The sequence below is a fragment of the Stenotrophomonas sp. YJH_SMC_37 genome, from assembly GCF_059370035.1.
In genome coordinates, this window is sequence record NZ_JCAFTG010000007.1 from 103769 (window position 1) to 126451 (window position 22683).

The window sequence follows — 22683 nt, forward strand, 5'->3', positions numbered from 1 at the left end:
GGCTGCCGTATCAGCGCTCACCCAACAACCGCCGCTGCAACCGCTCCACCGCACGCTGCAGCAGCACCCGGTTGCGGGCCAGCTTCATCCACTGCGGCAGGCGCGAGAACATGGATCGGTGATGGCCGCGGCTTTCGCGCAACGTCGCGCCCGCGTATTCTTGCAGTGCCTGCAGATGTTCAGCGTTATAGGCCCAGAGCAGGCCCGCGCGGGTCGGTTCGACCAGGCGCAGCGGCAATCCGAAGTGCGGATCGGCAGGCTCGGCGTCACGCAACGGACGCACCACGACCGAAACATCGGTACTGCGATCACATTGCGCACATCGAGCAGCGAAGGACGCCGGTGCAGGCACGCCAGCGGGAACCCGGCGGCGCACATGCAGCCACTGATGCCCACAGAATCCACAAGGTTGGCGGCCCAGCATGTAGACCGCACCGACCCAGTCACCACTATCCAACGCAGAACTGCAGCCGGTGCAGCGGAAACGCGCGGTCCATCGATAGGGTTTCCAGCTGGCGATAACCCAACCGGGGGTGTCGCAGCGATGGCAACGCACAGCGACGCGGTCCGCGAAGGCCTGCAGGCTGCGCCCGTCATCGAAATGCCGGCCCGGCACGGGCGTGGGACGCCCATGCCGGCCAGGCCAACGCCGCACCGTCATCAGACGTAGATCCGCGTCGGCGCCTCATCAACGATCGCGTGCGGCACGAAGCGCGCACTGTCGCGGGTGATCGCGCTGTCGTCCTCGCGGATACCGATGCCGCAGGCGTGGTCACCGATCACCCAGCTGCCGATCAGCGGGTAGCCACCTTCGAAGCGGGTCAGCGGATGCGCGCGCTGGATGATCGCCGGGCCGTCGTAGGGACCGTCGCTGCGCTGGGTGCTGCCATCGGCGAGGTGCATCTCGATGTTGGCGCCCTCGCGCGAGAACAGCGGCTTGCGCACCCAGCCCGAGGCCAGCGTGCTGCCGTCATCGAAGTGCGCTTCCAGCAGGTTCGGATGGCCCACGTTGCGCTGCCACAGCAGCGGCAGGATGCCCTTGTTGCTCAGCACCGCCTTCCACGCCGGTTCCAGCAGCTGCATGCCCGAACCGGGCAGCGCGCGACCGAATTCCTCGGCCATCAGGTCTTCCAGCGGGTACAGCTTGAACAGCGTGCCGATCACCGAATCGTCCAGCGCGGTGAAGCGGCCGTCCTCGGACAGACCGATGTCCTCGACGGCGATGGCCTGGCCATGCAGGCCGGCCTGCGAGGCGCAGTCGCGCAGGTACTCGACCGTGCCACGGTCTTCTTCGGAACTGCCCACCGCGCTGAAGTACAGCGGCGGCGGCAACTGCGTGGCCAGTTCGCCGAAACGCTCGACCAGCGCCTCGTGGATCGCATTGAACTGGTCGGCGTGCTGCGGCAGGCGACCGGCGTTGCGCTGGTCTTCCAGCCACTGCCACTGGAAGAAGCTGGCCTCGAACAGCGAGGTCGGCGTGTCGTAGTTCAGTTCGTACAGCTTGGCCGGGCCGGTACCGTCGTAGGCCAGGTCCAGGCGCCCGTACAGGTGTGGCTGGCGCTGGCGCCAGCTGTCGGCGATCCAGTCGCGGTAGTGCGACGGAATCGCCAGCTGGTCCATCAACCGTTCACTGGCGATGACATCGCCCACCAGGTCCAGCGCCATCTGGTGCAGCTCGGCGCTGGGGTCTTCGATGTCCTGTTCGATCTGGCGCAGGGTGAAGGCGTAGTACGCGCTTTCATCCCAGTACGGCTGGCCGTCGATGGTGTGGAAGCGGAAACCCGCCTCTTCCGCGCGTACCCGCCACTGGGCACGCTCGGCAATCCGGATGCGCTGCATGGGTCGATCAGCCGCCGTAGCTGCCGCTGGTGCTGCGGCGTGCGCTGGTGTTGCCGAAGCCACCACGGCTGGCAGTGACCGCACGGTTCGGCTCGCTGGTGACCGGCGCCAGGCCAGCCTTGCCGGCACCGATGCCGCTGGCGGTGTTGAGGCCACCGGTGCCGCCCGGTGCCGGGCGCGCCCAGCCAGCGTTCTTGTCCTGGTAAGCCGGTGCCGACGCCGGCGCCTGCGGGGCGAGGCCGCCGCGGTTGCTCAGCATCTGCGACATGAAGAAGCCCATCATCATCGGGCCGATGAACGAGGTACCCGCCGAAGTGTGCTGCTGCACGCACTGTTCCGGCTTGTAGTCCTTCTCGCAGGCTTCCTTGCTGGCGTACTTCGGCGCCGCATCGGCGGCCTGCTTCTGCGCTTCGGCAAAGGCATTGCGGCACGACGACGGATCGCCGGTGGCCTCGGTGCAGGCTTCCACCGAGGTGTACAGGCCTTCCTGCACCTTCACCTCCGGCTCCTTCTGGCAGGCGGTGAACAGCAGCGGCGCGGCGCTCATCAGCAGCAGCGCGGTGGTGCGGGAACGTTTCATGGCCTCATGCCCTGTCGACGGATCAATGCCCCAATGATGCCAAATCCGGGCCAGCAACCGGAATCGGCAAAGTGGGAAAGATGAACGGCCTTTCATTTTCGTCGTTCCCCATCATCCGCGCATGACGTGGATCCACCGGTGTCGACCAAGGTCGACACCTACCAACAGCCGCAGGAAACGTCGAAGGCGGGGTGGGTCCGTTTTCAGGGAGCCAGATCAGTGAGCCGCATGGATGCGGCGACCAAGCCCCCATGGACGGGTTAACGGCGTCCCCTGCCACCGGACCCACCCCGCCATCCCACGGATAGGCCAGCTGTTGCTGTTGAGGTTGCCGGCCAGCGGCCGGCACTACCGCGGGTGCCGGGCGCAGTCCGGCCGGACCACCTCCGGTGGTTGCAGCAGCAACCGAAAAAATTGGCCATGATCGGCTGACCCCCACGTCGTACGGCACGCCCGTTCCGCCCGCCATGCCCGAATACCGTTCCCGCACTTCCACCGCCGGCCGCAACATGGCCGGCGCCCGCGCCCTGTGGCGTGCCACCGGCATGAAAGACGGCGACTTCCACAAGCCGATCATCGCCATCGCCAACTCCTTCACCCAGTTCGTGCCCGGCCACGTGCACCTGAAGGATCTTGGCCAGCTGGTCGCGCATGAGATCGAACAGGTCGGCGGTGTCGCCAAGGAATTCAACACCATCGCCGTGGACGACGGCATCGCGATGGGCCACGACGGCATGCTGTACTCGCTGCCCAGCCGCGAGATCATCGCCGACGCCGTGGAGTACATGGTCAACGCGCACTGCGCCGACGCGCTGGTGTGCATCAGCAACTGTGACAAGATCACCCCTGGCATGCTGATGGCCGCGCTGCGCCTGAACATCCCGGTGGTGTTCGTCTCCGGCGGGCCGATGGAAGCGGGCAAGACCAGGCTGTCCGAGCACAAGCTGGACCTGGTCGACGCGATGGTGGTGGCCGCCGATGACAGCGCCTCCGACGAGAAGGTGGCCGCGTTCGAGCGCAGCGCCTGTCCCACCTGCGGCTCCTGCTCGGGCATGTTCACCGCCAACTCGATGAACTGCCTGACCGAAGCGCTGGGCCTGTCGCTGCCCGGCAACGGCACTACGCTGGCCACCCATGCCGACCGCGAGGCGCTGTTCCGCCGCGCCGGCCGCCTGATCGTCGAGCTCTGCCATCGCTGGTACGGCGGCGAAGACCCGAGCGCGCTGCCGCGCGGGATCGCCACCCAGGCCGCGTTCGCCAACGCGATGACCCTGGACATCGCCATGGGCGGCTCCACCAACACCATCCTGCATCTGCTGGCCGCAGCGCAGGAAGCGGAGGTCGACTTCGACCTGACCCACATCGACGCGCTGTCGCGACGCGTCCCGCAGCTGTGCAAGGTGGCGCCGAACACACCGAAGTACCACATCGAGGACGTGCACCGCGCCGGCGGCGTGTTCGGCATCCTCGGTGAACTGGATCGCGCCGGCCTGCTCGATACCACAGTGCCGACCGTGCACAGCGCCAGCCTGGCCGACGCACTGAAACGCTGGGACGTGGTGCGCAGTGACAACGACACTCTGCACACCTTCTTCAAGGCAGGCCCGGCCGGCATTCCCACCCAGGAAGCCTTCAGCCAGGCCACGCGCTGGCCGACGCTGGACATCGACCGCGCTGAAGGCTGCATCCGCTCGCTGCAGCACGCGTACTCACTGGAAGGCGGCCTCGCCGTGCTGCGCGGCAACCTGGCCGTCGATGGCTGCGTGGTGAAAACCGCAGGCGTGGACGAATCAATCCACGTGTTCGAAGGCCCTGCGCGCGTCTATGAAAGCCAGGACGCGGCCGTCGCCGGCATCCTCGCCGACGAAGTGCAACCCGGCGAGGTGGTGGTGATCCGCTACGAAGGCCCGAAGGGCGGTCCCGGCATGCAGGAAATGCTGTACCCGACCAGCTACCTGAAGTCGAAGGGGCTGGGCAAACAGTGCGCGTTGCTGACCGACGGCCGCTTCTCCGGTGGCACCTCGGGCCTGTCGATCGGCCACGTCTCGCCGGAGGCCGCCAGCGGCGGTGTCATCGGCCTGGTGGAAGATGGCGACCGCATCCGCATCGACATTCCGGCCCGCCGCATTGATCTGCTGCTGGATGAGGCCACCCTGGCGCAACGCCGCGCCGACGCCGATGCCCGCGGCTGGAAGCCGCGTGCGGTGCGCCCGCGCAAGGTCACCAGCGCCCTGAAGGCCTACGCCCTGCTTGCCACCAGCGCAGACAAGGGCGCCGTGCGCAACGCCGCGCTTCTGGGCGATTGACCGCCATACGGTAGTGCCGGCCGCTGGCCGGCATCTGTACTGCGACGCCCCACATCAATGAGGTTGCCGGCCAGCGGCCGGCGCTCCCCATCCTGATCCGTTATGGTGGTCCAGGAAGTCACCAACACGGAGGTTGAGATGATGTTGCTTTCCTTTGCGCTGGCCGCTGCCATGGGTGCAGCAGCCGAACCGCCAAAAGCACCCGACTGCAGCTACGACCGTGCAGCGATGCTGGCGATGGAACCTGGCCGGTTCGATCAGGACCTGGAAGGTGGCTGGCGCCCGTTGGCCGACCGTGGCTGTACCCGCGAAGCGGCCGACCTGCTGTCCGCCTACGGCGCACTGCCCAAAGCGGAAGGCAATGTCATCATCACGTGGCACGAGGGCCAGCTGCGCGCGGAGCTGGGGCAGACCGCGCAGGCGATTGCGCTGATGGAACGCAGCCACAAGCCAGTAAACGGGAGCGACCCGGGTTACTGGAATGCCTACGTGGACGGCATGGTCGCGTTCCTGCGCCAGGACCGCAGCGCCCTGGAGAAGGCTCGTGCGAGGCTGGTCGCGATACCGACGCCCACCGCGATGGCGGAGAACATCAAGGACGGCCGCTACCACTTCACCACCGACGGCGGGCAGCAGGTGCAGATGCCGTGGCCGCCGAACCTGGACGTGCTTGATGGACTGCTGCGCTGCTTCGGCAAACCCTACGTGAAGGCCTATGGGCCAGGCTGCCGGAATCCGGAAGGCCGTTGAGGCCCTCCGCCGGGCATGGCCTGCGCTACCAGCACCCGTCAACCAATCACGCGCTTGAACGGCGGCAGGGCGTCGATGATGCGCTTGCCGTAGCGGCGGGTCAGCAGCCGCGAATCAAGAATGACCACGCGGCCGGTGTCGGTGGAGGTGCGGATCAGGCGGCCGGCGAACTGGGTCAACGTGCGCAGCGCATGCGGAATGGCGATCAGGTTGAACGCATTGAGCCCGCGCCCCTCGAACCATTCGCTGAGGGTGGCGGTCTGCGGGTCGGTCGGCACCGCGAACGGCACCTGGGTGATCACCACCGTGGTGCAGGCTTCACCTGGCAGGTCGAGGCCTTCGCCGAACGAATTCAGCCCGAACAGCACCGAGCCCTCACCCGCCGCGACACGGCGCAGGTGCTCGTCGATCAGACGGGTCTTGGACATCTCGCCCTGCACCAGCACCTGCTTGCGGCGCGCGGCCGACATCAGGCCAGCCACCTTCTCCATCTTCCAGCGCGAGGTGAACAGCACCATCGAGCCCTTGGCCCAATCCAGCTCGGTGTCGAGGTAGCGTGCCACTTCGCGCGGATGGCCTTCGCGGTCATCCGGCGTGACCGGGAACTTCGGCACGATCAGCTCGGCCTGGTTGGGCAGGTCGAACGGCGACGACAGCGAAACCATCTCGGCCTCTTCGGGAATGCCGTTGTCGATCGCCAGCGATTGGAAATCGCCACCGCCGGTCAGCGTCGCCGAAGTCATCACCACCGAATCCACTTCATCCCACAGCAGCTTGCGCAGCACGTGCGCGGCCGACACCGGCGAGCCGTGCAGCACCAGGTCGCCGTCGCGGGTGGCGGTGACCCAGCGCGCCATCGGCGGCGCGCCGTCCTTGTCCTCGCGGCGCCAGGCCTGCCACAGGTTGTACTGCTGCTCGATCATTTCCAGCGCCATGCCCAGGTTGCGCTGCAGGCGCTCGCGCGCGGCATCGTCCGGCTTGCCCTTGGCGACCTGCGCGGTGGCGGCATGCGCCCAGTTGTAGAGGCTGCGGGTATCGTCAGCCAGCGCCTCGATCGGCTCGCGCCAGGCCTCGGGCAGTCGCCCATTCGCCGCGCGCCACATCGGCTCTTCGTCCGCCGGCGCCGGCATCCACACGCGCTCGATATGATCGCGGAACGCGCGCAACTGCTTGGCCACGTTGCTGGCCACTTCGATCGCTTCGTTCGGCAGCAGGTTGCCGAGGCGGTCCTTGTCGACCGCGCGGTAGGCACCGGCGATCAGGATCTGCAGGCGGCCGGTGCGCTTGGCCATTTCATCCAGCGCCAGGCTGGCCGCGCCCTGGTCGATCGCCACGTTGCCGATGTGATGGCCTTCGTCCAGCACCAGCAGCATGTCCGACGGCGGCGCGATCAACGGCTGGCCGTTGTCGCTGTCGCCGATCGACAGCGCCGACAGCAGCAGCGCGTGGTTGGTAACGACGATCTGCGCATCACGCACGGTGTTGCGCGAACGCAGCACCGCACACTGCGCCGAATAGGCACAGCGGCGCCCGGCGCAGCCCGAGGCCGGCGTGGTGATGCGGCTGCGCAGGCCGGGGCTGATGGTCTCCGGTGCGTTGTCGATGTCGCCATCCCAGCTGCCGCTGGTGAAGGCGTCGGTCAGGCGCTTGGCGATGTCCATTTCGATCGGCGCCAGCGGCCGATCAAACAGCGGCGCGTCATCCTCGAACATGCCGCCCTGCGAGCCCTCACCCTGTGCCTCGGCAGCATTGCGCGTGCACAGATAGCGGGTGCGGCCCTTGGCCAGCGCCACGGTCGCTTCCAGGCCGGTGGCCTTGAGGAAATTCGGGATATCGCGCTCCACCAGCTGCGACTGCAGCGCCACGGTGCCGGTACTGATCACCAGCTTCTTCTTGCTGGCCAGCGCAATGGGTACGCCCGCGGTGAGGTAGCCCAGGCTCTTGCCGACGCCGGTGGGCGCCTCGACCACGCCGACGCCGCCACTTTTCGACAGCGCACGCGACACCACGCCGATCATCTGGCTCTGCGAGCGGCGGGTGGAGAAGCCGGGGGTATTGGCCTGCAGCGTGGTGTACGCCTTGCGGATCGCGTCCTTCAAGGCGTCATCAAGCGTGCGCGGAGCGGCGACGGTTTCGGTCACGCCGGGAAGTACCGTGGCTGGATCAGGCCGGTCATTGTCGCATGGCCGGCCACGTTCACCGCCGCTGGCACCCTGAACGGGCCAGCGACGACGCCTGGCGGCGGTCACGGTCCGGTGGCCGGACCTCTCAGGGGCCAGATACGCCGGGCATGGCCCGGCGCGACCGGTCAGGCCGCCGGGATCGTACGGCTACGCAGCAGGCGCACCAGTGCCCACACCAGCAGCACCACGCCGATGGCCTCGACCATCGCCAGCGCGAAATGCAGCACGCCGAGGATGGCGCCCATGCCCGAGATGGCGCTGAAGTTGCCACTGCTGACCAGCCACATGGGCAGGATGCCCGCCGCCAGGCCACCCAGGCTGGACAGCAGCAACAGCCCCAGGCCGACCAGGGCGCCGGTGCGGGTGGCATCGCGCGGTGCGCCGATCACCCAGACCAGGCCGATGCACAGCGCGATCAGTACCGGCAGGCGCACGCCGACCATGCTCAGCACGGTCACCATCAACGTTGTGCTGTCCATCGATCAGTCCTCGCCGGCCAGCACGGCCGAGCCCTGCCGCAGCGACTGGTAGACCTCGTCGGTCTGCGGGCGCACGCCATGCCACTGCAGGAAGCTCTCGGCCGCCTGTTCGACCAGCATGCCCAGGCCATCCACGGTATTGCGGCAGTTCGCCGCACGCGCCCAGGCCAGGAAGGCGATGGCGGCCTCGCCGTAGTTCAGGTCGACGGCGGTGGTCATCGAATTGACCAGCGACAGCGGCAGCTTGAACTCGACGTCGCGGTCGCGGCCGGCCGAGGTGGCATTGACGATCAGTTCGAAGTCGCCCAGATCACGCAGGTCTTCCCAGTAGCGGCTGATCGCGCGGCCCGGTTCGCCCATCGCGTCGATCAGTTCATCGGCGCGGTCCGGCGTGCGGTTGACCACCACCAGCTCGGTGATGCCGGCATCGAGGAAGGCCGGGGCGACGCTGCGCGCGGAGCCACCGGCACCGATCAGCAGCATGCGGCGGCCACGCAGGTCCAGGCCATGACGGTCGGTCAGGTCACGCACCAGGCCGATGCCATCGGTGGTGTCGCCATGCCAGCGGTCGCCCTTGCGCAGCAGCGTGTTCACCGAGCCGGCGCGGCGCGCACGTGCGGTCAGGGTGGAGCACACCGAGAACGCAGCCTCCTTGTGCGGCGAGGTGACGTTGGCGCCGACACCGCCTTCGGCGGCGAAGGCTTCCAGGCCGGCCAGGAACGCATCCGGCGCCAGGTCGATCGCGCGGTAATCCACCGCGATGCCTTCCTGGCGACCGAACGTCGCGTGGATCTGCGGCGACTTCGAGTGGGCAACGGGGTGTCCGAAGACGGCGTAACGGTCGGTCATGGAATCCTCAAGCTGGCTAGACTGATGCTCTTTCGTGCACGGACCCGGATGATGCGCATCACCCCGCCCCTGCTGGTGCTTGCCGCCAGTCTACTCTCTGCCCCCGTGGCGATGGCGTTGAACGAGTACGGCATCGAAGGCATGGGCGTGGTCTCGACCCGTGCCGACGAGGGCCGCGCCACGATCAGCGCCGATGGCCAGCGCATCGTGTTCGCACGCCGCGGCGAGGCGGGCTGGGGCCTGTGGCAGGCGCGCGTGGTCGAGGGCCGCTGGCAGCAGGCGCAGGCGCTGCCGGTGGGCGTGGCCGGCGAGGCCCGCGATCCCTACTTCAGCCGTGATGGCCGCTGGCTGCTGTTCGCGGCCGGCCGCGAGGGCGCGCTGGCGCTGTACCGGGCCACGGTGGAAGCCGACGGCCAGCTCGGGAAGGCGCGGCCCTTGGCGGGCGATGGTGGGCGCCGGGAAGAGCGCGGGCCGGCCCTGAGTGCGGACGGCAAGCGGCTGTTGTTCGCCCGCGAGCAGGGTCGCGGCGCGGGCTGGGACCTGTTCGTGGCGTCACTGGACGCGCAGGGCGTGCGTGGCCCAGCCACCGCGTTGGCCGCGTTGAACAGCGCCGACGACGAGACCGACGGCGACTGGCTGGGCAACGACGGCGCCGTGGTGTTCAGTCGTGGCAGCGGCGCGACCGCGCAGGTGTGGAGCAGCGGCTGTGCGTGGACCGGCGCGGCGCTGCAGCCATTGGGGCTGTCATTCAACCAGGCCGGCGGCTGGACCGGCGCGCCGGTGATCGACAACGCCAAGCCGGGCGAGATGATGGTTGCCAGCAGTGCGGCGAAGGCGCCACGTGCCGGTGGCGTGGATGTGTACCGGTTGGCGGTGCCGAAGGTGGCGGCGGTTGCGGGGTGCGTGCCTGCCGCCCGGTAGATGCCAACCTTGGTTGGCATGCGGGAAAGTGCCAACCAAGGTTGGCACCCACCCGTCAGCGCGACAACACCTTCGCGCGCTGCTGCTCGTACTCGACTTCGCTCAACTGGCCGTTGTCCTTGCGCTGGTTCAGCGCGGCCAGCTCGGCCTGCACGCTCTCCGGCAGGGCCTGCTCACGGGCCACGTGGCGGGCGGCGGAGAGCTGCTCCGGCGGGCGCTTGCCGGCCCGCCAGGCGGCGATGAAGACACCGACGATGATGGCGCCGAACACCAGTGTTCCGGTGCCCCAGATCAGCCATTGCATCCATCCCAGTTCGGGTGCCATCGCAGTCCTCCGTCTATCGTGTCGCTATTGTCAGCGCTCGCGCAGCCATCGCGCCACCTGCGGCGCGAAATAGGTCAGTACGCCGTCGGCACCGGCCCGCTTGAAGCCCAGCAGCGACTCCAGCACGCAGGCGCGCTCGTCCAGCCAGCCGTTGGCGAAGGCGGCCTTCATCATCGCGTACTCGCCACTCACCTGATAGGCGAAGGTCGGCACGCCGAACGTCTCCTTCACCCGGCGCACCAGGTCCAGGTACGGCATGCCCGGCTTGACCATCACCATGTCGGCACCCTCTTCCAGGTCCAGCGCGATCTCGCGCAGGGCCTCGTCGCCGTTGGCCGGGTCCATCTGGTAGGTCTTCTTGTCGGCCTTGCCGAGGCTGGCCGCGCTGCCCACTGCATCACGGAACGGACCGTAGAACGCCGAGGCGTACTTGGCCGAGTACGCCATGATGCGCACGTTGATGTGGTTGCCGGCATCCAGCGCACGGCGGATCGCGCCGATGCGGCCGTCCATCATGTCCGACGGCGAGACGATGTCCACACCGGCCTCGGCATGCGACACCGACTGCTTGACCAGCGCTTCAACCGTGATGTCGTTCAGCACATAGCCCTTGTCATCGATGATGCCGTCCTGGCCGTGGGTGGTGTATGGGTCCAGCGCCACGTCGGTCATCACCCCCAGCTCCGGGAAGCGCGACTTCAGCGCGCGGATCGCACGCTGCGCCAGACCGTCCTCGGCCCACGCCGCCGACGCATCCAGCGACTTCAGCGACGGGTCGATCACCGGGAACAGGTCGATCACCGGAATGCCCAGCTCCAGCGCTTCTTCGGCCACCTTCAGCAGCTCTTCGATCGACAGCCGCTCCACGCCCGGCATCGACGGCACTGCGGTGCGGCCGGCCAGTTCGTGCACGAACACCGGGTAGATCAGGTCGTCGGTGGTCAGCGTGTTCTCGCGCATCAGGCGGCGCGAGAACTCGTCATGGCGCATGCGGCGCGGGCGGTAAAGCGGGTGGGACATGGCAGGCTCCGAGGAGTGGCTATTGCAACAGGTAGCCCTGCGGCAGCAGGGGTTCGGGCAATGGGCGTTCGCCGAGCGCGTCGAGCTGGTCGATCTCGATCGTGCGCACCAGCGCGTCCAGCGGCAGGTCGTTCGGCTCCAGGCCGAACGGGTCTTCCATTTCTTCGCCCAGCTGGTCCAGGCCGAAGAAGGCATAGGCCAGCACCGCCGACAGCACCGGCGTGCCCCAGCCCAGCGAACTGGCCAGGCCGAACGGCAGCAGCACGCAGAACATCCACGCGCAGCGGTGCAGCAGCAGGGTGTAGGCGAACGGCAGCGGGGTGGTGAGGATGCGCTCGCAGCCGGCCTGGATCGACGACATCGCGTGCAGGCGCTCTTCCAGCTGGGTGTAGAGGATCGGATCGAGCTCACCGCTGCGCAGCGCCTGGGCCAGTTCGGCGGCGATCATCGCCAGCAGCGCGTCGGGCACGTTCTCGCGCTGGCCCAGCTGTTCGCGCTGGCGCTTGTCCAGCCACGGCAGGGCCATCAGCGCCACGATGCGCCCGCGCAGGCGACCGGCCAATGCATGGGCGAAGGCGGTGGTGAGATAGGCGATGCGGCGACGGCGGCCGGTGTCATCGGCCAGCAGCAGGTTCACCTGGCGGGCCAGCGAGCGTGATTCGTAGACCAGCTGGCCCCACAGCTTGCGGCCTTCCCACCAGCGCTCGTAGCAGGCGCTGTTGCGGAAGCTGAGGAAGATCGACAGCACCAGGCCAAGCAGGGTGAACGGCGTGACCGACACGCGTTCGATGCCGGTGGGCGGCGCCAGCTCGACCACCGCGGCCACGGCGATGGACAGGATCAGGATGGCCAGCACCTTGGGCGCGATCGCTTTGACGATCGAACCGCGCAGGATGTACAGCAGTTGCCAGCCGTGGGGACGGGGTCGGATGATCATGGGGCAGCCGCGCCGGGCGCGGATTCACAGGCACGCGTGGGGCTCGCGCAGCCATTCATTGTACGCCCCTGCCCGGCCATGGACCGTGCGCCTGCGACGCCCTGTCGCACCCGGGCGCGGGCTCAGATCACGCCGCCACCCAGGCCGAGGCGGAGGATGCCCACCACCACCACGATGCCGTTCAGGACCAGGCCGGCCCAGGCCCGGCCACGCTTGCTCGGGTGGGTGAACAGAATGCCCAGCGCGGCGATGACCGCGCCCACCGCAGCGAACGGGATCAGGAACCAGTTGCCCCAGCCGAGCAGTGGAATCAGCGCCAGGATCATCCACAACAGCGCCAGTACGCCCCACAACAGACTGATCACGCCCATGCCACTCTCCCGCAGTTGGTTCCTGCCCCAACCATAGACGTTCCCGCTGCCGTCGCCTACTGCCGTTGGCGGGGCTGTCACCCCCGGCGTGCTAGCGTGCTGCCGTGCGTGCCCTGGCCCGGGTGTTGGCGCCGATTCAGAGTGGCCCGCCGATGATCGCAACCAGTCCTACAGGGGTCGTGCCATGAACATCCGTTGGGCCGCGTTGGCGGCCATCCTGCTGGTCGCCGCTGGCTGTGCCAGCACCTCCAAGGTGATGCTGGGCCGCGCCCGCGCACCGATCGATCCGGCGCTGGTGCAGATCTACTCGACGCCACCGGCCGGTTCCCAGGAAATCGCCCAGCTGGAATCGGCGTCCGCCGTCGGCTTCGGCACCCAGGGCCAGACCGATGCCGCCGTGGCCCGCCTGAAGCGCGAGGCCGCCGCGCTCGGCGCCAATGGCGTGGTGCTGATGGGTGTGGGCAGCAGTGGCTCGCCGGTGGGCATGTCGGTGGGCGCCGGCACGTTCGGTTCGCACGTCGGTGGCGGCGTCGGCATCGGTATTCCGACCACGCAGAAGCGCGCCGCCGGCGTCGCGATCTGGGTGCCGAATCCGGCACCGCCGGCGCGATTGCCGACACAGGTGATTACCCCGCAGCGGTGACGCGGCAGCGTCACCGCGGGTAGCGCCGGGCCATGCCCGGCGTCTCTCCCGCTGCGCTCGCCGGGCATGGCCCGGCGCTACCGATTATTTCTGCCGGTACTTCGGCACGAACACCTTGTTCACCGCATCGGCCAGCTGGTCCGGCGGCAGCAGGCCCTGGTCGAGCAGGAAGTTGTTGAACGCAAGGCGGTCAAACTTCGCGCCCAGTGCCAGCTCGGTCTGCATGCGCAGTTCCAGGATGCGGGTGTAGCCGTAGAAGTAGCTGCCGGCCTGGCCCGGCATGCGCACCATGTAGCGGTCCAGTTCCTGGGTGGCCATCGCCTTGGACAGGCCGACCTGCTCCATCAGCACGCGCTCGCCGTTGGCGCGATCGGTCAGGCCGAGGTTGAGCATCGGGTCCAGCATCGCGCGCGCGGCACGAAGCAGGCGGAACTGCAGGGCGATCATCTGACCGTCCAGCGGTTCGTAGGGCACCATCTCGGCCTCGGCATACAGTGCCCAGCCTTCCACGTTCACCGAATTGAACGCGAACATGGTGCGTGCCAGCGACACGCCACGCTCGACCATCGCGGTGAACTGCAGCTCGTGACCGGGGCGGCCTTCATGCGCGCTCAGCGTCCATGCCGCCGCACCGAAGTTGAAGTCGTCGTACTGCGCGCCCGGGCCCGCTGCCGGGTTGCCCAGCGGCAGCACGAAGGTGCCCTGCTGCCCGGTGTTGTTGACCAGCGGTGCCGGCAGGAAGTGCGGGGCCGGGCTGGCCGCGCTCTCGGCGGCCGAGCCCAGGCGCATCTGCATGGCGCGCTGGGGCACGTCGACGATGGCATGCTCGCGGATCAGCGGATCGATCGCGTCGATCACCTTGCGGTAGTGGCCTTCCAGATGGTCGTCGGCGATCTTGTCGGCCTTCAGCGCGCGGATCACCGCCACCGGGTCGCTCGGGTCGGCCACCTTCAGGCCCTTGTCCTTCACCACCAGCGGCGCCAGCTGCTGCATCGCCGAGCGGGTTTCCATGAACTCCAGCTGCGCGCGCTGCATCAGCAGCTTCGGGTCGATGTCGATGCCGACCTGCTTGAGCTGGTAGGCGTACAGCGGCGCTGGCAGGCGCGCATCGGTGCGTGCCTTCGGCAGCACGTCCTTGCGGGTCCAGGCGGCGTAGTCCTTCATCTGCCCGGCCAGGGCCTTCATTGCTTCATCGGTGCCGGCGATCTGGTACTTCTTCAGCAGCGACTCGATGCCGGTGATGTAGGTCTCGACGTTGTCCAGCGACTGCTGCACTTCGATCCTGGTCGGCTGCAGCAGGCTGTCGTCCTTCAAGCGTTCTTCGTAACGCTGGCGGGCCAGCGTGGTGAAGGCGGTGCCGCCCGGCTGCAGGCCGGCATAGGCCTTGAGGCGGTCGATCGCCTTGGCCCGGCGCTCGGCCGGCACCTGGTCGGACAGCAGCAGGTTGAGGCCGCTGAACACGGTCTGCGGCGCATCACTCCACGGCAGCAGGTATTTCTCGTTGAGCTCGCTGCCTTCGATGTTCTGGCTGGCGGCGTGGATCATGATCTCCAGGTCCTGGCGGACGTTGGGATCCTTCTCGGTGGCCAGCTTTGCCTTGAGTTCATCGCGGGCTTTGGCCATCGCGGCGCGATAGCGCTTGCCGTTGTCCGGGCCAAGGTCTGCGACCTTGTCGTCGTAGCCGGGAACGCCGAAGAAGCCGGTTTCCTCCGGCTGGAACGGGCCTTGTGCATCAAGCAGGATCTGCGCCAGTGCATTGCTGCGGGCAACCCAGGCCGGGCTGGCCGGGGTAGCGGCCTTGGCGGCGGGTGCGGCCAGCGCCGGTGGCGCAGACAGCAGCGGTGCGGCAGTCAGGGCCAGGGCAACGGCGAACGCAATCGGCTTCATGGTGCACTCCAGGACGGGGTTGCCCGCACCCTACGCGCTCACGGCGATGGCGACAATCGGCGGGAAGTCATGGCGGCTGGTTGTGCAGCCGGGGCTCCGCGGAAGCCTGCCGGCGTAGAGTCGACTGTCAGTCGACTATCGCGCGCAGCGCGGGGGTTTCGCTATCTGACCGAAGAGCAGTCGACTGACAGTCGACTCTACCCGGTCGACGTCCCGCAGTCGCCTGCCCGGGGAGGTCACAACGCGGCGGTCAGCGGGCATTCGCCGCGATCACGGCAGGCCTGCAGCTCGCACTCCTGCGCAGCCTCATCATCATCCAGCGCCGTCAGGTCGAAGGTCTGCTTGTCTTCGGCCAGCACGTACATCACCGGGTAGTCCCAGACATCGTCACGACGGATGCCCTGCACGAACAACCGCCCGCGTGCCTGCGGCCCTTCCAGCGCAACGGTCAGGCCAACGTCGCGCTGGCCGTTGATGGCGGTCTGCATGCTGCCCAGCGGCATCGATTCGATATGCAGCGGCTCGCCGAAGGCTTCCACCAGTTCGATGCTGCAGCCCGCGCGGCGCAACGCTTCGCGCATCGGTGGACTTTCGCGTGCCGCCTCGCTCCAGCGCAACAGGCTCCAGGTCACCACGCCACCGGCGCCACCCAGCACCAGCACCACCGTCAGCGGCATCGCCCAGCGCCAGTGGCGGCGCCACCATCCGGTGGACGTCTGGCGATGGGCGGGAATCGGCGGTGGCAGGGTCATCGGCGGGCTCCTTCCCGGTTGCGGATCAGGGTTTCAGGCAGCGTCCCAGGAAGGCTTCGGCCACGCGGTAGCGATGCAGGGCATCGGCGCCCGACAGGCCATGCTTGGCACCCGGGTAGGTCATCAGCTCGAACGGCTGTGCACGCTTCTGCAGCGCGCTCATCAGGCTGGTCGAGTTGGTGAACAGCACGTTGTCGTCGGCCATGCCGTGGATCAGCAGCAGCGGCGAGCGCAGGCCGTCGATATGGGTCAGCACGCGCGCTTCGCGATAACCGGCTTCATTGCGTGCCGGCAGATCCATGTAGCGTTCGGTGTAGTGGCTGTCGTACAGGCCCCAGTCGGTCACCGGCGCACCGGCCACTCCGCAGGCGTACTGGTTCGAGGCCTTGGCCAGCAGCATCAGGGTCATGTAACCGCCGTTGGACCAGCCCTGCACGCCAATGCGCGCCGGGTCCACCCACGGCTGCTGCTTGAGCCAGGCCACGCCGCGCAGCTGGTCGGTCACTTCCACCGTGCCCTGCTTCCCGTACAGCGCACCACCGAAGTCGCGGCCGCGACGCGGGGTGCCGCGGTTGTCCAGCGAGAACACCACGTAGCCCTGCTGGGCCAGGTACTGGTTGAACAGGTGATCACCGCGGCCGGGCCAGCTGTCGGTGACGGTCTGGCTGGCCGGGCCGCCATAGACATACACCGCCACCGGGTAGCGCCTGGACGGATCAAACCCGGCCGGCTTGATCAGGCTGTAGTTCAGTGGGGTCTTGCCATCGGCGGCGGTCAGCGTGCCGAACTCGACCGGGCGCTGCGCGTCGCGGTAGCGCGCATACGGGTGCCTGGGATCGGCCAGGTCGTTCTCCACCAGCGTAGCGATCTTCTCGCCATTGGCGCGGAACAGCTCGATCTGCGGCGGCGTGGTGCTGTTGGACCAGCTGTCGACATAGACGCTGGCATTGCGGGCGAACGTGGCGCTGTGCATGCCCGGTGCCTTGGACAGGCGCTGGGGCTCGCCGCCCTGCAGCGATACCGCGTAGATCTGGCTTTCGCGCGAGGTTTCGATGCCGGCGCGGAAGTAGGCCTTGCCGGCCTTCTCATCAACCGCCAGCAGTTCGTCCACCGGCCAGTTGCCGTGGGTCAGCGCGGTGGTCTTGCCCTTGCTGTCGATGCGGTACAGGTGCTGGAAGCCGGTACGCTCGGACGACCACAGCACGCTGCCGTCTTCCAGGAAGCGCAGGCTGTTATGCAGCGGCACCCAGGTCGGGCTGGTCTCGTGGGCGAGCACGCGCTGGCGGTTGGAGTCGAGCGCCACTTCCACCAGGTCCAGCTGCTTCTGGTCACGCGACTGGCGCTGGAAACTCAGGTGCTGCGGATCGCGCCAATCGACGCGGGCCAGGTAGATATCCTGTTCCCTGCCGAGGTCGACCCAGCGCGGCTGCGCATCGGCGGCCGGTGCGATCACGCCCAGCTGCACGCGCACGTTGGCGTCGCCGGCGGCCGGGTAACGCTGCTCGATCACGTCGGTGCGGTCGGCATAGACCTCGTAGCGCTTCTGTACCGGCACCGGCGATTCATCGATGCGGGCAAAGGCAATGGCCGAATCATCCGGCGCCCACCAGTAGCCGGTGTGGCGATCCATCTCCTCATCGGCGACGAACTCGGCCACGCCGTTGCCGATGGTGGTGCTGCCGTCGTGGGTCAGCTGCAGCTGCTTGCCATTGGCCAGGTCGATCACCCACAGGTTGCGGCCGCGGATGAAGCTGACGAAACCGCCCTTGGGCGACAGCTTGGCGTCGGTGGCGAAACCTTCACCGTGGGTCAGCTGGCGCACGGCCGCCTGGCCCTGCTGCTTGAGGTCGTACAGGTAGAGTTCGCCGCCCAGCGGGAACAGCAGGCGCTGCGCGTCCGGCGACCACTGGTAATCAACGATGCCGGTCATCGCGGCGATGCGCTGGCGCTCGCGGCGTGCCTTTTCCTCGTCGCTGAGGGTCTCGGTGCCGGGCAGCACCACCTTGGAATCAACCAGCAGCCGGGTCTGGCCGCTACCGATGTCGTAGGTCCACAGGTCCAGCTGGTTGCGGTCGCTGTCCTTGCCGCGCAGGAAGCTGACCTGCGATCCGTCCGGTGCCACCTTGGGCTTCATCAAGGTCGGGCCGGACAGCGGCAGCGGACCGGTGATGGCTTCCAGGGTCAGCTTTTCAGCGTGGGCAGCGGTTGTGGTGGCAAGCATGAGGGCGAGCGAAGCGAACAGGTGGCGCATGGAGGATCCCGGCAAACGGCAGGTCCGCCCCCGCGATGGACGCGGAGCGGTCGTCCCCCATCCTAACCAAGCCCGTGCGGGAAGGCAGCATGACCTTCTGCCCATAGCAGTGCGGACGAGTGCCGACCAAGGGTCGGCACCCACCACCCGTAGATCCACGTCACGCGTGAATGACGCCGTCCTGGTTCAACGCTGGCCGAACAGGTGCTTGCGCTCTTCGTCGCTGAGCGGCTTGCCGGCGTTGGGGTTCACCTGCTGGCGCAGGGCATAGGCGCGCTGGGTGGCCGGGCGTGCGGCAATCGCTTCATGCCAGCGCTTGAGGTTCGGGAACGCGGCGAAGTCCACCGGCAGCGTGTCGTAGGCGCCGACCCACGGATAGCTGGCCATGTCGGCGATGGTGTACTCATCGCCGGCCAGGAAGGCGTGCTGGTCCAGGCGCTTGTCCATCACCCCGTGCAGGCGGCGCACCTCGTTGTCGTAGCGCTCGATGGCATAGGGAATCTTCTCCGGCGCGTACACGTTGAAGTGGCCCATCTGGCCACTCATCGGGCCCAGGCCCGCCATCTGCCAGAACAGCCATTCCAGGGTGGTCACGCGGCCACGCGCGTCGCTGGGCAGGAAGCGGCCGGTCTTCTCGGCCAGGTACAGCAGGATCGCGCCGGACTCGAACACACTCTGGGGAGCACCGCCATCGGCCGGGGCATGGTCGACGATGGCCGGCATCTTGTTGTTCGGCGAGATGGCCAGGAATTCCGGCTTGAACTGGTCGCCCGAACCGATGTTGACCGGGTGGATGCGGTACTCCAGGCCGGCTTCCTCCAACAGCAGGGTCACTTTGTGGCCGTTCGGGGTGGGCCAGTAATACAGGTCGATCATGGCGGCGGCTCGGGGTGCGGAAAGGAACCTGAAGTCTAGTGCGTGAGTTGGGTTGGCACCGTCATGGCGGGCCGGTAACCTCGCGGCTCCCCCGAAACGCACTGTCCTGCATGAGCCACAGTCCTCGTCCCTTGTCCCCGTTGTCCTCGCTGATCTTCGCCTCGCGCTGGCTGCAGCTGCCGCTGTACCTGGGCCTGATCCTTGCCCAGTGCGTCTACGTGTTCCTGTTCGGCAAGGAACTGTGGCACCTGCTGTCCCACTCGGTGTCGATGGGCGAACAGCAGATCATGCTGATCGTGCTGGGCCTGATCGACGTGGTGATGATCTCCAACCTGCTGGTGATGGTGATCGTCGGCGGCTATGAAACCTTCGTCTCGCGCCTGCGCCTGGAAGGCCACCCGGACCAGCCGGAATGGCTGAGCCACGTCAACGCCAGCGTGCTGAAGGTGAAGCTGGCGATGGCGATCATCGGCATCTCCTCGATCCACCTGCTGAAGACCTTCATCGCCACCAGCGCGTTGAAGGGACTGCCGCTGTGCAAACCGGAACAATGGGCAGCGGCAGTGTCTTCGGCGTCGACCAGTTTCTACAACGCTGGCGTCGATACCTGCACGACCATGACCCAGGAAGGTGTGCTGTGGCAGACCATCATCCACTGCGTGTTCATCCTGTCGGCGATCGGCATCGCCTGGACCGACAAGCTGATGTCCAACGGCCACAGCAAGTCGCACGACAAGGCACACGACCACTGAGGTCGCCGCCGGCCACGACATGATCACTGCGGCCCCACCCGGCCACCACCCCTTGTGCGGGGCGGTGGCCGGGATGCTAGATTGCATCCTCGCCGTTGCCGGCGGTGGCGTCGGGAAACGCCACCCTGCCGCGCCTGGACCACGGGTCCCGGCCATGCATATCAATGATTTACGTCACGTCGTCTTCTAGAGGGGAGCAGGATGTCGCACGTCTCAACGATCACCGCCGCGCGCCGGTGGCTGCCGGTTGCTTTGGCACTGGCGCTGGCCGCCTGCTCGGGCAAGGAAGAATCCGCAGCACCGGCTCCGGCCGCCGCCCCCACCGCCGCTGCACCGGCCGCACCGGTGGTCGCCGCCAAGGTGCAGTCGATGGGCACCGAGCAGCTGCGTGAGTCGGCCAGCCAGGCCCTGCGCGAGAACCGCATGTACGCGCCGGCCGGCGACAATGCCATCGAGTACTACCTCGCCCTGCGCGACAAGACCCCGGACGACGCCTCGGTGAAGAGCGCGCTGACCGACCTGCTGCCCTACACCCTGATCGCCGCCGAGCAGCACCTGGGCCGCGAGGACTACACCGAAGCACAGCGCCTGGTGGCACTGATCGAGAAGGTGGATGCCTCCGCGCCCGCCCTGCCGCGCCTGAAGGACGGTCTGTCCAAGGGCGTGGAAAACGCGGCCAAGCGCACCGAGACCGAAGCGGAGAAGGCAAAGAAGGACGCCGAGGAGCGCAGCAAGCAGCAGATCGAACAGCAGCGCCTGGCCGAACAACGCGCCAAGGAAGCCGACGCGGCCAAGCAGATCGCTGCCCAGCAGGACGCCGCACGCCGCGACAACGAACGCCAGGAAGCCGAGCGCCAGGCCGCCGCACGCCGCGAAGCCGAACAGAAGCAGCAGCAGGCCGCGGCCCAGCAGGCCAGCGCGGCGCGCCAGGCCGCGGCTGCCGCCGCGCCCACCCTGCGCCCGATCAGTACGCCGGCGCCGCGCTATCCGGCCGAGGCACTGCGTTCGGGAACGTCGGGCGAAGTGCTGGTGGAGATCACGGTCGGTACCGATGGCTCGGTGGTCAACGCCCGCGTGCTGCGCGCAACCTCCGGCCGCACCTTCGACCGCGAAGCCCTGAACGCAGTCAAGCGCTGGCGCTTCGAGCCGGTCAGCGCGCCGGTCACCACCCGCCGCACCCTGGTGTTCGCGCCAGGCGGCTGACCGCAGAAAAGGGGACGGAGGGGATTAAGTCGTTTCCGCCCCAAAATGACCACACGGCCCGGCATCTCCGGGCCGTGTCCGCTTCAGGAGAGGCTGTCAATCAGGCGTTGCAGTGCCGGATCGCGCGCGGCCAGCACCTGGAACAGGCCCAGCGCATGCAGGCCCGGCAGCAGCCCACGCAGATCTGCTTCGGCGGTGGCGCGGGTGGCGTCATCGCTGGCGGGGTCCTGCCAGTCACGGACGCTGGCGAGGAAGGCGCCCACGCTGCCCTTGCGCACGATGAGGCCGTTTACCTGCACGTCGTTCTGATGGTCGGGAAGAATGTCCTGGGGCTGCATCGGGGCGGCTCGTGTTGGAATGGGCGCCCAGTGTGGCGCGCGCGGATCGGCGCTTCTGCCGTATAACTGCCAATGGATATGGCAGATCAGACACCGACCGGCTTGATTGATCCGGCATTGGCGGACGCCGACGACGGCCCCATCGTGCTGGCCGGCCAGCTGCGCGTGCCCGGAAGGCGGCGCACCGCGCGCCACCAGCACATGCGCGGCCAGTTGCTGGGTGCCCACCACGGCCTGCTGCGGATCGAGGCCGGCGACCTGCACTGGCTGCTGCCGGCGGGGCATGTTGCCTGGATACCGCCCTTGCTGCCCCACGCCCTGGTAGGGGCAGACGCATTCGATGGCTGGAGCCTGTACGTCCGCGCCGATGCCGGCCTGGATCTGCCGCCGCTGCCCCGCATTTTCCAACCCGATGTGCTGTTGCAGGCGGCGGTGACGCGGGCACTGCGCTGGCCGCATCAGGCACTGGACGCTGCGCAGGCACGCTTGGCCGGCGTCATCGCCGATGAGATCCGTGCCAGCACTCCCTTGCCACTTGCCCTGCCACAACCGCAGGATCGACGGTTGCGGCGGATCGCGGCGGCGCTGGCACGGTCGCCGGACGACCTTCGCAGCGTCGAAGCGTGGGCAGCCACCAGCGGACTGTCCAGCCGCAGTCTCGCCCGCCGTTGGCAGGCCGAAACTGGCATGACCTTGAGCCAGTGGCGGCAGCGCCTGCGCGTGCTGCTGTCACTGCCACGCCTGCTGGCAGGCGAACCCGTGATCAGCGTTGCGCTGTCAATGGGCTACGACACGCCCAGTTCGTTCATCGCCGTGTTCAAGCGCGAGATGGGTGTGACGCCTGCGCGGTATAGAAGAGGCTGATGCATTCGGCACTTCCGCCGCCTTTCCGCACCTCCTAAGCTCGCTGTCGATCTCAAGGAAAGAACAGATGAAGTACGACGACGCCAGCTGGCATTCCGGCGGTGATTTCCCCGCGGATCTTCCTGCAGAGGCTGGGGCTACTCACATCGGCATGTACCTGGCGTGGCTGCTGCTACAGGGAATGGCAAGCGCGGAACTCGCAGAAGACGCAGAAGAAGACCTGCAGGCGCTGCGGGAACGCAGAATGACGCCGGGCCTGTTCCTGCTTCATTGCAGCGACGGAAAATTCGTCGATGACCTGATCAGTGATGAAGCCAACTCGTTCACTGCTGTGTACTACGACCTCGAGAATGGCCAGTATCTCGAAGACTATGAGGCACAGCTGGGGGCCGACGTCATTTCGCTGTACCACGTCGCCGATACCTGGGAAAACTTCGATCGACTGGCACCGGTGATCGCCCAGCGCTTCGCCGCTTGGCAGGCAACACAATCCTGAAAACAACGAGGCCCGGAATGACCGGGCCTCGTTTCATATCCGCCGGGCATGGCCCGGCGCT

23 protein-coding genes are annotated in these 22683 nt (G+C 67.7%); 8 read left to right on the forward strand and 15 right to left on the reverse strand.

Annotated features, from left to right (window positions below; all coding sequences use genetic code 11):
* Positions 1–10: 10 nt before the first annotated feature.
* The 3 genes from AC5P8J_RS11800 to AC5P8J_RS11810 are packed head-to-tail and all read right to left on the reverse strand — an operon-like array spanning position 11 to position 2419.
* A complete protein-coding gene (locus AC5P8J_RS11800; protein WP_495216823.1) occupies positions 11–661 on the reverse strand; it encodes a hypothetical protein in 651 nt (216 codons plus the stop codon).
* The gene (locus tag AC5P8J_RS11805; RefSeq protein WP_495216824.1) at positions 661–1839 is read right to left on the reverse strand and encodes a glutathionylspermidine synthase family protein; all 1179 of its coding nucleotides are present in this window, start codon (positions 1837–1839) and stop codon (positions 661–663) included. The genes AC5P8J_RS11800 and AC5P8J_RS11805 overlap by 1 nt, the downstream gene beginning before the upstream one ends.
* A 7-nt stretch (positions 1840–1846) precedes the next feature.
* The gene (locus tag AC5P8J_RS11810; RefSeq protein WP_005420172.1) at positions 1847–2419 is read right to left on the reverse strand and encodes a DUF1190 domain-containing protein; all 573 of its coding nucleotides are present in this window, start codon (positions 2417–2419) and stop codon (positions 1847–1849) included.
* A gap of 467 nt (positions 2420–2886) precedes the next feature.
* Here AC5P8J_RS11810 and ilvD point away from each other — a divergent pair, with 467 nt between their 5' ends.
* A complete protein-coding gene (gene ilvD / locus AC5P8J_RS11815) occupies positions 2887–4725 on the forward strand; it encodes a dihydroxy-acid dehydratase (RefSeq protein ID WP_495216825.1) in 1839 nt (612 codons plus the stop codon).
* A 138-nt stretch (positions 4726–4863) separates the two neighbouring features.
* On the forward strand, positions 4864–5475 hold the full coding sequence (locus tag AC5P8J_RS11820) for a hypothetical protein (RefSeq protein WP_495216826.1): 612 nt from the start codon (positions 4864–4866) through the stop codon (positions 5473–5475).
* 38 nt (positions 5476–5513) lie between these two features.
* Here the strand turns inward: AC5P8J_RS11820 and dinG are convergent, their stop codons facing one another.
* The 3 genes from dinG to aroE all read right to left on the reverse strand — a co-directional run bounded on the left by dinG (position 5514) and on the right by aroE (position 8986).
* Positions 5514–7616, reverse strand: coding sequence for an ATP-dependent DNA helicase DinG (gene dinG, locus AC5P8J_RS11825; RefSeq protein ID WP_109814767.1), 2103 nt, complete (start codon positions 7614–7616; stop codon positions 5514–5516).
* A gap of 167 nt (positions 7617–7783) precedes the next feature.
* Positions 7784–8137 carry a hypothetical protein gene (locus tag AC5P8J_RS11830; RefSeq protein WP_029379808.1) on the reverse strand — a complete coding sequence of 118 codons (354 nt, stop codon included), beginning with the start codon at positions 8135–8137 and terminating at the stop codon, positions 7784–7786.
* Between the two features lie 3 nt (positions 8138–8140).
* Positions 8141–8986, reverse strand: coding sequence for a shikimate dehydrogenase (gene aroE / locus AC5P8J_RS11835; protein ID WP_495216827.1), 846 nt, complete (start codon positions 8984–8986; stop codon positions 8141–8143).
* A 48-nt stretch (positions 8987–9034) separates the two neighbouring features.
* Here aroE and AC5P8J_RS11840 point away from each other — a divergent pair, with 48 nt between their 5' ends.
* Positions 9035–9907, forward strand: a complete 873-nt coding sequence (locus AC5P8J_RS11840) for a hypothetical protein (protein WP_495216828.1) — start codon at positions 9035–9037, stop codon at positions 9905–9907.
* A 55-nt stretch (positions 9908–9962) separates the two neighbouring features.
* On the opposite strand, the gene AC5P8J_RS11845 is transcribed toward AC5P8J_RS11840, so the two are convergent.
* The 4 genes from AC5P8J_RS11845 to AC5P8J_RS11860 all read right to left on the reverse strand — a co-directional run bounded on the left by AC5P8J_RS11845 (position 9963) and on the right by AC5P8J_RS11860 (position 12560).
* Complete coding sequence (locus tag AC5P8J_RS11845) at positions 9963–10232, reverse strand: gas vesicle protein GvpG (RefSeq protein ID WP_495216829.1); 270 nt, start codon at positions 10230–10232, stop codon at positions 9963–9965.
* A 30-nt stretch (positions 10233–10262) separates the two neighbouring features.
* On the reverse strand, positions 10263–11252 hold the full coding sequence (gene hemB / locus AC5P8J_RS11850) for a porphobilinogen synthase (RefSeq protein WP_010482215.1): 990 nt from the start codon (positions 11250–11252) through the stop codon (positions 10263–10265).
* A 19-nt stretch (positions 11253–11271) separates the two neighbouring features.
* On the reverse strand, positions 11272–12189 hold the full coding sequence (locus tag AC5P8J_RS11855; RefSeq protein WP_495216830.1) for a bestrophin family protein: 918 nt from the start codon (positions 12187–12189) through the stop codon (positions 11272–11274).
* 122 nt (positions 12190–12311) lie between these two features.
* A complete protein-coding gene (locus AC5P8J_RS11860) occupies positions 12312–12560 on the reverse strand; it encodes a hypothetical protein (RefSeq protein ID WP_006475755.1) in 249 nt (82 codons plus the stop codon).
* A gap of 184 nt (positions 12561–12744) precedes the next feature.
* On the opposite strand from AC5P8J_RS11860, the gene AC5P8J_RS11865 reads away from it, so the two are divergent.
* Positions 12745–13203 carry a hypothetical protein gene (locus AC5P8J_RS11865; protein WP_010482223.1) on the forward strand — a complete coding sequence of 153 codons (459 nt, stop codon included), beginning with the start codon at positions 12745–12747 and terminating at the stop codon, positions 13201–13203.
* An 84-nt stretch (positions 13204–13287) separates the two neighbouring features.
* Here AC5P8J_RS11865 and AC5P8J_RS11870 read toward each other — a convergent pair whose 3' ends face one another.
* From AC5P8J_RS11870 to AC5P8J_RS11885, 4 genes are all read right to left on the reverse strand, one after another.
* Positions 13288–15090: a DUF885 domain-containing protein gene (locus AC5P8J_RS11870; protein WP_495216831.1), complete on the reverse strand. Its 1803-nt coding sequence runs from the start codon at positions 15088–15090 to the stop codon at positions 13288–13290.
* Between the two features lie 236 nt (positions 15091–15326).
* Complete coding sequence (locus AC5P8J_RS11875; RefSeq protein WP_019661666.1) at positions 15327–15842, reverse strand: cytochrome c oxidase assembly factor Coa1 family protein; 516 nt, start codon at positions 15840–15842, stop codon at positions 15327–15329.
* 25 nt (positions 15843–15867) lie between these two features.
* Positions 15868–18093: a S9 family peptidase gene (locus AC5P8J_RS11880; protein ID WP_111099157.1), complete on the reverse strand. Its 2226-nt coding sequence runs from the start codon at positions 18091–18093 to the stop codon at positions 15868–15870.
* Between the two features lie 186 nt (positions 18094–18279).
* On the reverse strand, positions 18280–18969 hold the full coding sequence (locus tag AC5P8J_RS11885; RefSeq protein WP_164144050.1) for a glutathione binding-like protein: 690 nt from the start codon (positions 18967–18969) through the stop codon (positions 18280–18282).
* Between the two features lie 110 nt (positions 18970–19079).
* Here AC5P8J_RS11885 and AC5P8J_RS11890 point away from each other — a divergent pair, with 110 nt between their 5' ends.
* Together AC5P8J_RS11890 and AC5P8J_RS11895 are read left to right on the forward strand one after the other, a co-directional pair.
* A complete protein-coding gene (locus AC5P8J_RS11890) occupies positions 19080–19721 on the forward strand; it encodes a TIGR00645 family protein (RefSeq protein ID WP_019661669.1) in 642 nt (213 codons plus the stop codon).
* 201 nt (positions 19722–19922) lie between these two features.
* Positions 19923–20924, forward strand: coding sequence for an energy transducer TonB (locus tag AC5P8J_RS11895; protein WP_019661670.1), 1002 nt, complete (start codon positions 19923–19925; stop codon positions 20922–20924).
* Between the two features lie 83 nt (positions 20925–21007).
* On the opposite strand, the gene AC5P8J_RS11900 is transcribed toward AC5P8J_RS11895, so the two are convergent.
* Entirely contained in the window at positions 21008–21262 is a 255-nt protein-coding gene (locus tag AC5P8J_RS11900) for a hypothetical protein (RefSeq protein WP_134730910.1), read from the reverse strand.
* 78 nt (positions 21263–21340) lie between these two features.
* Between AC5P8J_RS11900 and AC5P8J_RS11905 the strand changes: the two genes are divergently transcribed.
* Together AC5P8J_RS11905 and AC5P8J_RS11910 are read left to right on the forward strand one after the other, a co-directional pair.
* Positions 21341–22126 carry a helix-turn-helix domain-containing protein gene (locus AC5P8J_RS11905; protein WP_495216841.1) on the forward strand — a complete coding sequence of 262 codons (786 nt, stop codon included), beginning with the start codon at positions 21341–21343 and terminating at the stop codon, positions 22124–22126.
* A 67-nt stretch (positions 22127–22193) separates the two neighbouring features.
* Positions 22194–22622 (forward strand): DUF7832 domain-containing protein, encoded by a 429-nt coding sequence (locus AC5P8J_RS11910; protein WP_495216833.1) that lies wholly within the window; start codon positions 22194–22196, stop codon positions 22620–22622.
* Positions 22623–22683: the final 61 nt, after the last annotated feature.